The 12,280-nt window shown below is 73.9% G+C and carries 15 protein-coding genes; 5 read left to right on the forward strand and 10 right to left on the reverse strand.

The features are described 5' to 3' along the window. Window positions 1-19: 19 nt before the first annotated feature. The 10 genes from AB0P06_RS22135 to AB0P06_RS22180 form a co-directional block, all read right to left on the reverse strand. Window positions 20-1,609 carry an MFS transporter gene (locus tag AB0P06_RS22135; protein WP_363609839.1) on the reverse strand — a complete coding sequence of 530 codons (1,590 nt, stop codon included), beginning with the start codon at window positions 1,607-1,609 and terminating at the stop codon, window positions 20-22. 38 nt (window positions 1,610-1,647) lie between these two features. Further along, entirely contained in the window at window positions 1,648-2,208 is a 561-nt protein-coding gene (locus AB0P06_RS22140; RefSeq protein ID WP_363609841.1) for a helix-turn-helix domain-containing protein, read from the reverse strand. A 148-nt stretch (window positions 2,209-2,356) separates the two neighbouring features. Continuing rightward, window positions 2,357-2,749 carry a cell division protein SepF gene (gene sepF, locus AB0P06_RS22145; RefSeq protein WP_363609843.1) on the reverse strand — a complete coding sequence of 131 codons (393 nt, stop codon included), beginning with the start codon at window positions 2,747-2,749 and terminating at the stop codon, window positions 2,357-2,359. A gap of 270 nt (window positions 2,750-3,019) precedes the next feature. Continuing rightward, the gene (locus AB0P06_RS22150; RefSeq protein WP_363609845.1) at window positions 3,020-3,535 is read right to left on the reverse strand and encodes a DinB family protein; all 516 of its coding nucleotides are present in this window, start codon (window positions 3,533-3,535) and stop codon (window positions 3,020-3,022) included. Window positions 3,536-3,649: 114 nt separating this feature from the next. Next, window positions 3,650-4,333 (reverse strand): VTT domain-containing protein, encoded by a 684-nt coding sequence (locus tag AB0P06_RS22155; RefSeq protein ID WP_363609847.1) that lies wholly within the window; start codon window positions 4,331-4,333, stop codon window positions 3,650-3,652. 84 nt (window positions 4,334-4,417) lie between these two features. Continuing rightward, window positions 4,418-4,978, reverse strand: coding sequence for an RICIN domain-containing protein (locus AB0P06_RS22160; RefSeq protein ID WP_363609849.1), 561 nt, complete (start codon window positions 4,976-4,978; stop codon window positions 4,418-4,420). 64 nt (window positions 4,979-5,042) lie between these two features. After that, window positions 5,043-5,585, reverse strand: coding sequence for an RICIN domain-containing protein (locus AB0P06_RS22165; RefSeq protein ID WP_363609851.1), 543 nt, complete (start codon window positions 5,583-5,585; stop codon window positions 5,043-5,045). 49 nt (window positions 5,586-5,634) lie between these two features. Next, window positions 5,635-6,177, reverse strand: a complete 543-nt coding sequence (locus tag AB0P06_RS22170; protein ID WP_363609853.1) for an RICIN domain-containing protein — start codon at window positions 6,175-6,177, stop codon at window positions 5,635-5,637. A 46-nt stretch (window positions 6,178-6,223) separates the two neighbouring features. Next, on the reverse strand, window positions 6,224-7,009 hold the full coding sequence (locus tag AB0P06_RS22175; protein WP_363609855.1) for a dienelactone hydrolase family protein: 786 nt from the start codon (window positions 7,007-7,009) through the stop codon (window positions 6,224-6,226). Window positions 7,010-7,099: 90 nt separating this feature from the next. Further along, window positions 7,100-8,416 carry an MFS transporter gene (locus AB0P06_RS22180; RefSeq protein ID WP_363609857.1) on the reverse strand — a complete coding sequence of 439 codons (1,317 nt, stop codon included), beginning with the start codon at window positions 8,414-8,416 and terminating at the stop codon, window positions 7,100-7,102. A 159-nt stretch (window positions 8,417-8,575) separates the two neighbouring features. On the opposite strand from AB0P06_RS22180, the gene AB0P06_RS22185 reads away from it, so the two are divergent. The 5 genes from AB0P06_RS22185 (at window position 8,576) to AB0P06_RS22205 (ending at window position 12,254) form a co-directional block, all read left to right on the forward strand. After that, the gene (locus tag AB0P06_RS22185) at window positions 8,576-9,838 is read left to right on the forward strand and encodes an ROK family transcriptional regulator (RefSeq protein ID WP_363609859.1); all 1,263 of its coding nucleotides are present in this window, start codon (window positions 8,576-8,578) and stop codon (window positions 9,836-9,838) included. A gap of 127 nt (window positions 9,839-9,965) precedes the next feature. Next, the gene (locus AB0P06_RS22190; protein WP_363609861.1) at window positions 9,966-10,382 is read left to right on the forward strand and encodes a TOBE domain-containing protein; all 417 of its coding nucleotides are present in this window, start codon (window positions 9,966-9,968) and stop codon (window positions 10,380-10,382) included. Window positions 10,383-10,437: 55 nt separating this feature from the next. Then, window positions 10,438-10,878 (forward strand): hypothetical protein, encoded by a 441-nt coding sequence (locus tag AB0P06_RS22195; RefSeq protein ID WP_363609863.1) that lies wholly within the window; start codon window positions 10,438-10,440, stop codon window positions 10,876-10,878. Next, window positions 10,875-11,597 carry a glycerophosphodiester phosphodiesterase gene (locus AB0P06_RS22200; protein WP_363609865.1) on the forward strand — a complete coding sequence of 241 codons (723 nt, stop codon included), beginning with the start codon at window positions 10,875-10,877 and terminating at the stop codon, window positions 11,595-11,597. Before AB0P06_RS22195 ends, AB0P06_RS22200 begins: the two co-directional genes overlap by 4 nt. 225 nt (window positions 11,598-11,822) lie before the next feature. After that, the gene (locus AB0P06_RS22205; protein WP_363609867.1) at window positions 11,823-12,254 is read left to right on the forward strand and encodes a hypothetical protein; all 432 of its coding nucleotides are present in this window, start codon (window positions 11,823-11,825) and stop codon (window positions 12,252-12,254) included. Window positions 12,255-12,280: the final 26 nt, after the last annotated feature.

Consider the following 12,280-nt stretch of genomic DNA (forward strand, 5'->3'; position numbering starts at 1 on the left):
CCGGACAGGCCCTCGCCGCTCAGCCGCGGGTCTTCGCGTGCGCCGTGCTCCGCGGCCCGGTCTGCTCACTGACCTGCTCACTGACCTGCCCGCCGGCCGTCGGCCGGTCGACCCCGCGCAGCAGCCGCCAGGCCAGCGCCGAGGCGGCCAGCAGCAGGGCGCCGGCCAGCAGCGCGGCGGTGTTCATGCCGTGCACGAAGGAGTCCCGGGCGCTCGCCAGCAGCGGCTCGGCCAGGGTCTGCGGCAGACCGTGCGCGGCCTCCACCGCGCCGCCCAGCGACTCGCCCGCCCGGGCGGCCGCCTCCGGGTCCGTCCCGGCCGGGACGGCCAGCCCGCCCGTGTAGAGCGAGGCGACCACCGAGCCGACCAGGGCGATGCCCAGCGCGGTGCCCAGCTCGTACGCCGTCTCGGAGACCGCCGAGGCGGCGCCGGCCTTCTCGGCGGGCGCGGCGCCCAGCACCAGGTCGGCGCCGAGCGTGTAGACCACGCCCTCGGCGGTGCCGACGATCAGGAAGGCGGCGGCCAGCAGCAGGTAGGTGGTGTCCTGCTGTACCCAGCCGAGCAGGCCGATGCCGGTGCCCATCGCCAGCAGACCGAGGGTGAGCGCCGTCCGGGCGCCGGTGCGCCGGGCCAGCCGGGCGGTCAGCAGCCCGCCGACCACCGCGCCGGCGAAGGCCGGAAGCTCGGCCAGGCCCGCCTTCAGCGGCTCGTAGCCGCGCACCAGCTGCAGGTACTGCGAGGTCACGAAGACCACACCGGAGAGCCCGACCAGCGCGGTGAGCGAGGCCAGCACGGCGGCGGTGAAGCGGCGGTCGGCGAAGAGCCGGACGTCCAGCAGCGGGGTGTCCAGGCGCAGCTGGCGGCGGACGAAGACGGTCAGCGCGGCGGCGCCCAGTACGGCGGTGACGGGGACGTCCCAGCGGACCACACCGTGCGCGGCGGCCTCCTTGATCGCGTAGACCACGCCGATCACCCCGGCCAGCGAGAGCGCGACGCTCAGCACGTCCCAGCGGCCCGGCTTCGGGTCCTTCGACTCGGGCAGCAGCCGGCCGCCGAGCACCAGCAGCAGGACGACCACGGGGATGTTCAGCAGGAACACCGAGCCCCACCAGAAGTGCTCCAGCAGCACCCCGCCGACCACCGGGCCGAGCGCGGCGCCGGCGGTGGCGGCCGCACCCCAGATGCCGATGGCGGTGGCCCGCTCGCGGTCGTCGGGGAAGAGGCCGCGGATCAGCGACAGGGTGGAGGGCATGATCGTCGCCCCGGCCACGCCGAGCAGCGCGCGGGCCAGGATCAGCCAGCCGGGGCCGGGCGCGTAGGCGGCCAGCAGCGAGGCGGCGCCGAACGCGGCGGAGCCCGCGAGCAGCAGCTTCTTGCGCCCGATCCGGTCGCTCAGCGAGCCCATGCTGACCAGCAGGCCGGCCAGCACGAAGGAGTAGACGTCGCCGATCCAGAGCAGCTGGGTGCCGCTGGGGCGCAGCGTCTCGCTGATCGACGGGATGGCGAGGGAGAGGACGGTCGCGTCGACGGCGACCAGGGTGACGGCCAGGACGAGGACGGCGAGGCCGGTCCAGCGCTGGCGGGGGTGGGCGTGGACGGTGCTGCTCATGGGGTATCGGTTTCCGGTTTCCGGTCCGAGGTGCGTGGTCAGGAGTCGGTGGGACGACGGGTTCTCAGCGCGCCGCCGAGGAAGAGCTCGGCGAGCGAGAACGCGCCGTCGCGGGGGGCGAGCCGGCCGTCCTGGACGGCCCAGCCGACGCCGGCCACCAGGTCGAAGAAGGCCTCGCTGAGCCAGCCGGCGGAGAGCTCGACGCGGAACACGCCCTGCTGCTGGCCGCGGAGGAAGAGCGCGTGCAGCCGGGCGATCTGGGACTCCCAGAGTTCGTTGACGCTGTCGTCGTCGTAGAGCTGGTTCTCACCGGTGAGGAAGGCGCAGAGCGCGGCGTCCGGGACGATCGCGTCGACCAGGCGGCGCAGCGCGGCGTGCGCGTCGCCGTCCTCGACGGCGGCGGTGTCCAGCGCGGCGCCGAACTTCCGCAGGCCGAGCAGGCCGACCTCGCGGGTCAGCGCCTCCCGGCCGGGGAACAGCCGGTGCAGGGTGGCGCGGCTGATGCCGGCGGCGCGCGCGATCTCGTCCAGGTGGGCGGTCGGGCGGCGGGAGAGCACGCCGACGGCGGCTTCGAGGACGGTGTCGCGATCGGTGGCCATGGGGCAAGTGTAGGTCAGATGAGACATTGATGTCTCATTCGTTTCTTCTGTGCCTCAGATGAGGCCCCTGGGTCGGGGTGCGGCCTGGGTGAGGGCAGCAAAAAACCGGGGACGGCGATTGCCGTCCCCGGTCGCGGACCCTCGGGCGTCAGCTCTGGTTGTAGAACCCGGTGTCGTCCAGCGGCCGGTCGATCACCATGACCTCGACGTCCGACGGGGTGAGCAGGAACACCCGGCGGGCGATCCGCTCGATCCCGCCGCGGGTGCCGAAGATCAGCCCCGACGCGAAGTCGACCATCCGCTTGGCCTCGGCGTCGTCCATCTCGGTGAGGTCCATCACGACCGGGGTGCAGGACCGGATGTGCTCCCCGACCGCCCTGGCGGCGTCGAAGCCGGTCGGCCGCAGGGAGACGATCTTCGTGGGGGCGGGGGAGGACGGCACCGTCTCCTGCTCGACCCACTCGTCGTCGTACACCGCGGCCGGGTAGTTCCCGGAGGGCATCAGCCACCCGTTGTGGTGCTCGTCGCGAAGTGCTCCCATGCCGCGCCTCCCTCGTCTCGTCCCGTACGCGTCCCCTCGGGTGCGCGTGCCTTCTGACACGTCATCCACTCGCCGGAACTGTCCGAGTATCGCACTGATCACCGGTCCCGTGCCCGCTCGCGACCCCCGTACGAGTCGTGCCGCGCCGGAAACCCGGGCGAACCCGGGCAACAGAGGGGACGCTGGTGTACGGTGCGCGGTTGCGCGCATAGACCATATCGGTCGGGGGCGCCACCTAATTGACCTTCTGTCAACAATGCGGGAACGATTTCATTCCCCGGTGACACCGTCCACCAGTTCGCGGAGCAGATCGGCGTGTCCGTTGTGCCGGGCGTACTCCTCGATCATGTGGACCAGGATCCAGCGGAGTGTGACCTCCTGGCCGTGGCGCGGGAGCTTGCCGACGGTCTCCAGCGGCAGCCCCTCGCAGGCCTGCCGGGCGGCCGCGATCTCGGCCCGCCAGGTGGCGAAGTCCGCCTCGGCGTCCGCGGTGTCGACGTGGTCGAAGTCGCCGTCCGGGTCCTCCGCCGTCCAGTAGTGGCCGGTGGCGGTATCGGCGCCGAGCAGGGTGCCCTGGAACCAGTGGCGTTCGACCTCGGCCATGTGCCGGACCAGGCCGAGCAGCGAGAGGCCGGACGGCGGGACCGAGCGCAGCCGCAGCTGCTCGCTGGTCAGGCCCTCGCACTTGACGGCGAGAGTGGCGCGGTGGAAGTCGAGCCAGGCGGTCAGCATGGCCGTCTCGTCGGCCGCGAACGGGGGCTCGACCCGTGGGGTGGTGGTCGTCATGGCGCTCATCCTGGCGCAACCGTGCGGCCGAAGCGACCGAATAGCCGGTCGGTAGGCGCCTGTTGTTGACGTCCCGGCCGGCGCCCGGGCGGACCGCCGCGCCGCCGTGGTCCGCTACGCCGCCGCGGACCGCCGGCGGACGGCGGCCCGCCAGAGCGAGACCAGGCTCACCAGGCCGAGTGCCGCGATCGTCCCGGCCGACACCAGGAACGCCGCCGAGCCCGGCTCGCCCGCGCTGGCCGCCGCCGTGACGTACACCGCCGTGGTCGGCACCACGCCGATCGCGGTGGCGGTCAGGAACGGCAGGAAGCGCACGCCGGAGAAGGCCGCGCCGAAGTTGCCTGCCTGGAACGGCAGCCCGGGCAGCAGGCGCAGCAGCAGGACGCTGCGGAACCCCTGTTCGGTGAACCGGCGGTCCAGCGCGCCGAGCATCCGCCCGCGCAGGTACGGGCGGAGCGCGTCCCGCCCGAGCAGCCGGCCCAGCGCGAACGCCGCCGCCGCGCCGAGCGCCGTCCCGAGGACGGCCAGCAGCACGCCCTGCTGGATGCCGAGCAGCAGCCCGGCGGCCGCGTTCAGCGCCGGCCGCGGTACGAAGGCCAGCGTCCCCACCGCGTAGACGCCGACGAACACCGGGGCCAGCCAGTACCCGGGCACCCCGGCGGGCAGCCCGCCGGAGAGCAGGGACGTCGGGCTCCACAGCAGCAGGGAGCCGGCCGCCGCGCCGAGGATCACCAGCAGGAGGGCGAACCGCGGCCACGGCGAGCGCGGCGCGGCGGCGGGCGGTGGGACGGGTGTCATCGGTGGCACGGGCGGTGCGGGTGCGGGCACCGCCCGAGCGTAACCGGTGCCTCCGGCCGGGTGCGCCGGGGGCACCTGGGCGGTCTATGCCATCCCGAAGATCGGTGTGTACGGGTTGTAGCTCCAGATCTGGTTGGGGGAGGCCGTTTTGCGCTCCCACTGGATCACCGGGGTGCCGTTGGCGGTGCCGCCGCCGTAGACATCCAGATAGAGACCACTGTGGTGATTGACGATCCAGCGGGCCTGGCCGGTGTGTCCGAGCATCGGGTCGGTCCACATCTGGTTGTCGCCGCCGTCGCAGGTCCACTGGTCGACCCGGGTGCCCCAGACGGTGCTGAAGCCCGGCACGTCCAGGCACTTGCCGCTGTGCAGGTTCACCCAGCCGTGGCCGGTCAGCGTCCATTTCTGGTTGTCGCCGCCGGTGCACTGCCAGATCCGGACCGGGGCGCCGTCGTCGGTTCGCCAGTCGGCGACCTCCAGGCACGTGTTCGTCCCGCTCCCGTAGGCGCCGCTCCTGATCTCGACCGGTTCGTCGTCGGCGGTCCCGGCCGAGGCGGCGGGCGCCGCGAGCGCGAGGCCGGCGATCGCCACGAGGCCGACGGCGGCCGAACCGAGTCGTCGGCCGAGGACGGTTCGTAAGGTCATGGACTCTTCCTGAGGGGTGTGATGGGGTACGGGGTGGGTCGGGAGCCGCGGTCGCGCGGGGAGGTCAGCCGATCGGGTCGGACGGCCACGGGGAGTAGAACCAGGCCTGGTTGAGACCGCCGTTGCGCCCCCACTGGGTGATCGCCGCGCCGTCGGTCCCGTCGAAGCCGTAGAGGTCCAGGACGAGGCCGCTGTAGCCGTTGTTCAGGGTGTGGATCCCGCTGTGGTGCACGAGGGTCTCCGACCAGGACTGGTTCAGCCCGTCGTCGCACGTCCACTGGCCGGCCTGAGTGCCCCACTTGATGCTGTAGGCGGGGATCTCCAGGCACTTGCCGCTGTGGACGTTGACCAGTTCGTGGCGGTCGGTCCGGACCCATTTCTGGTTGTCTCCGCCGGTGCAGCTCCACTGGCGGACCGGGGCGCCGTTGTCCGTGCGCCAGTCGGCGACCTCCAGGCATTTGCCGGTGGCCGCGTTGCCGATCTCGAACGCGATCGATGTCGCGGCCTGCGCCTGGCCCGGCGTCACCACGACCGCCAGGGCCGCGGTGGCGGCGAGGGCGGTGGCGGTGGAGCCCAGACGTCCGATGACGCCGCGGGGTGCGGGCATGGATCCTCCTCGGATGCGCGGTGCGGGGGCGAGGCGTGGTGGCGCACGGTCAGTTGTGCGGGCCGGTGGGCCACGGCGAGTAGAACCAGGTCTGGTTGTCGCCGTGGTTGGGCTCCCACTGGATCACGGGTGTGCCGGGCGCGGTGGAGGCGCCGGCGACGTCCAGCAGGAGGCCGCTGTTGACGTTGGCGATGGTGCGCAGGCCGCTGTGCAGGCGGCCCGCGTCGCTCCAGACCTGGTTCCGCCCGCCGTTGCGGTGCCACTGGCCGGCCTGGGTGCCCGGGGTGGTGCTGTAGGCGGGGATCTCCAGGCACTTGCCGCTGTGGACGTTGACCAGCTCGTCGTTGTCGGTCCAGACCCACTTCTGGTTGTCGCCGCCGGTGCACGGCCACTGGCGGACCGGGGCGCCGTCGTCGGTCCGCCAGTCGGCGACCTCCAGGCACTGCCGGGTGGCGAGGTTCACGATCTCGAACTGGCTGGAGGTCTCGGCCCGGGCCCGGGACGCCGGTGCGGCGACGGCGAGGCCGGCGGCGAGCGCGAGGACGGCGGCGGCGGAGCCGAGCCGCCGCGTCGCGCGGGTGTGGTCGGTCATGCGGGTTCCTCCCCGAGATGTGGTGCGCGGCACTGGTGACCGGGGGTCAGACCGGCCGGGGCCGGCCGGGACCGGCCAGGAAGTCGAGCAGCCGCTGCCAGGCGTCCCTGGCCGCGTCGGAGTGTTCGACAGCGCCGAGTTCGAAAAAGTTGTGCGGAGCCTGCGGGTAATTCATGAAGATGTGCGGGCATCCCGCGGCGGTGAGTGCGGCGTCGAAGGCGGCGACCGTCGCGGGCGGGATCGACTCGTCGGCGCCGCCCCAGAGGGCGAGGATCGGCGCGGTCAGCCCGGCGGCGAGCTGGGTGGGGCCGGGCGAGCCGTTGATGGCGTCCGGGTAGCCGTAGAAGCCGACCGCGCCGGCCAGGCCGAAGCGGGGTGCGGCGGCGCGGAACGCCTGCCGGCCGCCGAAGCAGAAGCCGAGTGCGACCACCTCGGGCGCGCCGGTCGCGCGCAGCCGGTCGATGCCGGCGGTGAGGTCGGCGTCCAGGCCGTCCGGGGTGAGGGCGAGCAGGTGGGGCAGCAGGTTCGGCATTTCACCGAATTCCGGTGCGCGCTTTTCCGGGTCGCCACCTGCAGTGCGGCCGAAATAGTCGAGCGCGAGGGCCGGGTGGCCGTGTTCGGCGAGCCGGGTGGCGGTCTGCCGGTAGAAACCGGAAAGCCCCCGGTTGTCCGGCAGGACGAGCACCCCCGGACCGGTGGAATGTGCCGGAAGGGCCAGGAACGCGGCGAATTCCGTCCCGCCGCCGGAAGTCAGGGTGAGCGGCCCGGCCTGGACCGACTGCCGGTCGGTGGGGGCGGGCACGGGGAGTACGGCATCGGCGTCGTAGCACATGGGGAATTCCTTCGCTGGTCGCGGAACTGCCGGGCACTGGCGTGCCCGGCAGTCGGCGATATTAGCGAGAAATTCCCCGTTGTGGTGCGATCATATCGCCGGGAGATTGTTTTTGGAAGGCTTTTCCGGTGACAGTGCGGTCACGTTTTCGGTGGTCGATTTCGGGGTCGCCGATTTTCCGGTCGCCATGTTTCCGGCGGCCGTGTCTTCGGTGGCCGGGAGTCCGGTGTGCTGCGGCTCCGCCCGGCGCAGCGCGCCCGCGCCGAGCAGCAGGGCGAAGGCGAGCGCCGTGACCACGCCGAAGGAGACGGTGAGCGAGGTGGCCTGGGCGAGCACGCCGATGATGGCCGGGGCCACCAGGCCCGAGGTGTAGGTGACGGTCGCGACGCCCGCGATGGCCTGGCTCGGGTTGGTGCCGATCCGGCCGGCCGCCGCGAAGGCGAGCGGGACGACCACCGCCACCCCGACCCCGATCAGCGCGAAGCCCGGGATCGCCAGCGCCGGGCTGTCGGCGGCCACCACCAGCAGGCCGCCGACGGTGGTGATCGCGCCGCTCAGCCTGGTCGCCCGGACGGCGCCGAGCCGGCGGATCGCCGCGTCCCCGGCCAGCCGGCTGACCGCCATGGTCAGCGAGAACGCGGTGTACGAGGCGGCCGCGACGGTCGCCGAGGCGCCGGTGACGTCCCGCAGGTAGACGCCGCTCCAGTCCATCGAGGCGCCCTCGGCGAACACCGCGCAGAAGGCGACCAGCCCGATCACCAGCGAACTGCGCGGCGGCAGCGCGAACCGCGGCGGGGCCTCGCTCTCCTGGGCCGTCCGCAGGTCGGGCAGGGCCCGGCAGACCGGCTGCGCCAGGGCCAGCAGCACCAGCGCGGTGACGGCCAGCTGGAGCCGGGCGTCCAGGTCCTGGTGGGCGGCGAGGATGCCGAAGCCGGAGGCGACCAGCCCGCCCGCGCTCCACATCCCGTGCAGCCCGGACATGATCGAGCGGCCCAGGAGCTCCTCGGTGTCCACGCCCTGCGCGTTCATCGCGACGTCCGCCATGCCGGCCGTCGCGCCGTACACCAGCAGCGCCAGGCAGAGCGCCGGCAGCGAGGGGGCGAGCGCGGGCAGCGCCAGCGCCAGACACCAGAGCGCGATCAGCCCGCGCAGCGCCGCCCGCCCGCCGTAGCGGTGCACGAACCGCCCGGCCAGCGGCATCGCCAGGGAGGAGCCGATCGCGGGCATCACCAGGGCCAGGCCGAGCTGGCCGGGGGAGAGGTCGAGCCGGTGCTGGATCCAGGGGATGCGGGTGACGAAGCTGCCGCCGACGGCCCCGTGCACGGCGAACACCAGCGCGATGCTGGTTCTGGCCCGGCGCGGGGATTCCAGCGGCTCCTGCGGTTTCCCGGTCAAGGTGTCGGTCATCCGGTGATCCCTCCCGGCCGCGCGGTCGGCGCGGCGGTGCCCTGTGGGTGGTTCCTGTTCTAGGTCTGCCCGCGCGGCGCCGTTCGCGCTCCTGCGGTGCGGTTCGATAAATTATCAGGAAGGGACCCTGATAGAAACACTCTGGAAGGATGCACTTCCATGACCACCGTGCGTACGGCGACGCCGAGCACCGCCCGGGCGATCAACGACCGGCTGGCGCTCAACCTGCTGCTCGAACAGGGACCACTGACCGCGACCGAGCTGCGCGGTCTGACCGGCCTGTCCCGGCCCACCGTCGCGGACCTGCTGGAACGGCTGCAGCGCACCGGCCTGGTCGCCGTGGTCGGCGAGCGCGGCGAGCAGCGGCGCGGCCCCAACGCCCGGCTGTACGCCCTGGTCGCCTCCCGGGCCCACATCGCCGCCATCGACGTCCGCTCGGTCGGCGTCAGCCTGGTCGTCGCCGACCTCGCCGGACGGACCCTGGCCGGCGCCGAGCTCCCGGTCGGGCGGCGCTCCGGCGGCTGCGACGACGACGGCGACCTCGACGGCGGCTCCGACGGCGATCCCGGTGACGGCAGTGACGGCGGTGAGCCGGACCGCGCCGTCGCCGCGCGGATCGTCCGCGCGCTGCTGGACACCGCCCGCAGGGTCGGCGTCGAGCGGCTGCACACCGTCGCCGTCGGCGCCCCCGGCCTGGTCGACCCGGCCACCGGCCGGCTCAACAGCACCGGTTCGCTGCCCGGCTGGCACGCCGAACTGCTCGCCGCCCTGCGCGAGCTGCCCGACACCGACGTGATCCTGGAGAACGAGGTCAACCTGGCCGGGCGCGCCGAGTACCGGGTCGGCGCCGCCCGCGACCGCGACACCTTCGTCCTGCTCTGGCTCGGCCACAGCGTCGGCGCCGCCGTCATCCTCGACGGCCGGCTGCGCCGCGGTGCCTCCGGCGGCACCGGCGAGATCTGCTTCCTGCCGGTGCCCGGCACCGGCGGCCTGCCGACCGCCACCGTCTCCAAGGGCGGCTTCCACAGCCTGGCCGGCAGCGCCGCGATCTGCGACCTCGCCCGCGCCCACGGCCTGCCCGCCGGCCCGGCCCGCGACGCGCCCGCCGCCGAGGCCGCCGTCCGCGCCGCACTCGCCGCGGGGGAGCGCGGCGCGGCGTTCCTGGACGAGCTGGCCGCGCGGATAGCCGTCGGCGCGGCCGCCGTCTGCGTCGTCCTCGACCCGGGCTGTGTGGTCCTCGGCGGCGAGATCGGCCGGGCCGGCGGGGCCGAGCTCGCCGGGCGGGTCGAGCGCCGGCTCGCCGAGCTCTCCCCGCTGCGCACCGAGGTCCGCCCGGGTACGGCGGGCGGCGGCGCGATCCTCAGCGGCGCCGTGCTCACCGCCGGTGACGCCCTCCGCCGGGACCTCTTCGGCGAGCCGTAGCCCCCGGGGAGCTCCGCTTGGCCGGGTGGGCGCCCCGTACGGCAGGATGGCGGCGAGGACCGGCCCGCGCCGCCGTCGCGCACCCGGGCCCCTTCCCCCGATCCCGATCCACCGTCAGGAGTCGCACATGGGCCAGCCCGAGGCGCCGGTCAACCCGTACCGCATCGGCGAGGCCGCGGCGCTGCTCGGCGTGAGCGCCGACACCATGCGGCGCTGGGTGGACGCCGGCCGGGTCGCCGCCGAGCGGGACGAGCACGGCCACCGGATCATCCCGGGCGCCCAGCTCGCCGCGTTCGCCCGGGAGCTCGCCCGCCCCGAGACCGCCGAGGCCGAGGGGCGGCCGTCCTCCGCCCGCAACCGCTTCCCCGGGATCGTCACCGCCGTGGTGCTCGGTGATGTCGCGGCCCAGGTGGAGATCCAGGCCGGACCGTTCCGGGTGGTCTCGCTGATCAGCCGGGAGTCCGCGGAGGAGCTCGAACTGGTGCCCGGCGCCCCCGCGACGGCCGTCATCAAGTCGACCAATGTGATGATCGAACGGCGCTGACCCGTCCGCCCACCGCCCGTCCACCCACCGCCCGTTCAGGAAAGGCCGACCACCGATGTCCCATCCGCCGCTGCCGTCCACCCAGAGCGCCGTGTTCGCGGTCGAGGCGATGGCCGCCCGGCACGGCCGCGAGGTCCGCGCAAGCCACGACATCGGCCGCGACCAGACCTTCGCCGGCCTCGTCGGCGCCGACGGCCCGGAGCTCGGCGCCGTCCCGCACGAGGCCCTGCTGGAGATAGCGGGCCACCCCGAGATCACCGTCCGCCTCTTCGTCCACGACGAGGCCGTGGTCACCCTCGACGGCATCGCCTTCGACGTCCCCCGGGACAGCGTGCCCGCCTTCCTCAACTCGGTCTGGACCGGCCTGGTCCACGTCAGGCAGCGGACCTTCCCACCCTCCTGCACGCTGATCGTCACCGTGCCCGGCGAGCCCGGCTACCGCGAGGCCGTCACCTACCACCACCTGTCCCCCTGGCTCGCGGGGAAGACCCGATGAGCGCCGCCGGGACCCCGGACCCCGCCCGCCCGGTGCTCGCCGTCGCCCACCGCGGCGACCCGTACCGCCACCGCGAGAACACCCTGCCCTCCGTCGGGTCCGCGCTCGCCGCCGGCGCCGACGCCGTCGAGGTCGACGTCCAGCTCACCCGGGACGGCGTGCCCGTCCTGCTGCACGACCCGACGCTCGAACGCCTCTGGGGCGACCCGCGCCCCATCCGCCGGGTCACCCTCGACCAGCTCGACGAACTGCGCGACGGCGCCCTCGCCGTGCCCACCCTCGCCGAGGCGGTCAAGACGGTGGCCGGAACCCCGGCCGCCCGGCTGCTCATCGACCTCGACGACCCGCACCCGGCCGCCGCCACCTGGGAGGCCGTCACCGCCCTCGGTGCCGAGCGGCGGGTCGCCTTCTGCGGCCCGGCCACCGCGATGCTCGCCGTCCGCGCCCTCGCCCAGGACGCCGAGATCGCGCTCACCTGGAAGCAGCCGGGCCTGCCCGCCCGGGCGCTGCTCGACGACCTGCGCCCGCGCTACCTCAACCCGCCGTTCGGCCTGGTCACCCCCGACCTCACGGCCGCCGCCCGGGACGCCGGGCTCGCCGTCTCCACCTGGACCGCCGACCTGCGCCGCACCATGCGCCGGCTGCGCGCCGCCGGCGTCGCCTCCATCACCAGCAACCGGATCGACGTGCTGCGCTCCGTGCTGGACGGCCGCCGGTGAGCGGGCCTCCCACCCCGGGCACCCGCGCGCTGCCGCTCGTCCAGGCCCGGATCGCCGACGCGTAGGGCCCGGGTTCGGGGCTCGTTCGTGCGTTCGGGTGGTCGTGCCCCGATGGAGTGGCGGACCGCGTTTCGTCCGTGCACGGTGGGCTGGGGCCGATTGAATCGACCCGCCCATCGAACGGCGGTGTCCCGTACGGCATCGCCCACACGACTGGAGTTCTCCGTGGCACCCGTACCCAACGGCGTCTACGCCATCGCCAGGCCCGGCGAGCAGTTGCTCACCCTGCAGGGGCCGAAGGACAACGTGATCCTCGTGCCGTCCACCGGCGAGCCCGGTGAGCAGGAATGGCAGGTGGACGGGCTCGACAACGGCAACGTCCACATCCGCAACCTCCGGCAGCAGTCGTACCTGGGCTACGAGGGCCCGCCGAGAGTCAACACGCAGGTCCAGGGGGTGCCCGAGCCCAAGGAGTGGGCGCTCTACCAGTCCTCGGAGCCGTCCACCTTCTTCGTCGTCGTCCCCGGAGGTCCCGTCGAGGGCGTCGAACTGGCCGTGGACCTCAGCCTGCTGAAGATCATCCCGCACCGGATCGCACTGCGGCCGCTGGAGGTCGGCGACCAGGGGCAGGCGTGGAGGTTTGAGTTCCACGAGTGAGCCCCCTGGGCTGAACGCCCGGGCCG

Origin of the sequence: Kitasatospora sp. NPDC088351, assembly GCF_040685575.1 — a bacterium.
Lineage (GTDB): Bacteria > Actinomycetota > Actinomycetes > Streptomycetales > Streptomycetaceae > Kitasatospora.

Coding starts and splice junctions, on each gene's coding strand:
- AB0P06_RS22135 (WP_363609839.1), bottom strand. CDS start 1,609: ATGAGCAGCACCGTCCACGCCCACCCCCGCCAGCGCTGGACCGGCCTC.
- AB0P06_RS22140 (WP_363609841.1), bottom strand. CDS start 2,208: ATGGCCACCGATCGCGACACCGTCCTCGAAGCCGCCGTCGGCGTGCTC.
- sepF (WP_363609843.1), bottom strand. CDS start 2,749: ATGGGAGCACTTCGCGACGAGCACCACAACGGGTGGCTGATGCCCTCC.
- AB0P06_RS22150 (WP_363609845.1), bottom strand. CDS start 3,535: ATGACGACCACCACCCCACGGGTCGAGCCCCCGTTCGCGGCCGACGAG.
- AB0P06_RS22155 (WP_363609847.1), bottom strand. CDS start 4,333: ATGACACCCGTCCCACCGCCCGCCGCCGCGCCGCGCTCGCCGTGGCCG.
- AB0P06_RS22160 (WP_363609849.1), bottom strand. CDS start 4,978: ATGACCTTACGAACCGTCCTCGGCCGACGACTCGGTTCGGCCGCCGTC.
- AB0P06_RS22165 (WP_363609851.1), bottom strand. CDS start 5,585: ATGCCCGCACCCCGCGGCGTCATCGGACGTCTGGGCTCCACCGCCACC.
- AB0P06_RS22170 (WP_363609853.1), bottom strand. CDS start 6,177: ATGACCGACCACACCCGCGCGACGCGGCGGCTCGGCTCCGCCGCCGCC.
- AB0P06_RS22175 (WP_363609855.1), bottom strand. CDS start 7,009: ATGTGCTACGACGCCGATGCCGTACTCCCCGTGCCCGCCCCCACCGAC.
- AB0P06_RS22180 (WP_363609857.1), bottom strand. CDS start 8,416: ATGACCGACACCTTGACCGGGAAACCGCAGGAGCCGCTGGAATCCCCG.
- AB0P06_RS22185 (WP_363609859.1), top strand. CDS start 8,576: ATGACCACCGTGCGTACGGCGACGCCGAGCACCGCCCGGGCGATCAAC.
- AB0P06_RS22190 (WP_363609861.1), top strand. CDS start 9,966: ATGGGCCAGCCCGAGGCGCCGGTCAACCCGTACCGCATCGGCGAGGCC.
- AB0P06_RS22195 (WP_363609863.1), top strand. CDS start 10,438: ATGTCCCATCCGCCGCTGCCGTCCACCCAGAGCGCCGTGTTCGCGGTC.
- AB0P06_RS22200 (WP_363609865.1), top strand. CDS start 10,875: ATGAGCGCCGCCGGGACCCCGGACCCCGCCCGCCCGGTGCTCGCCGTC.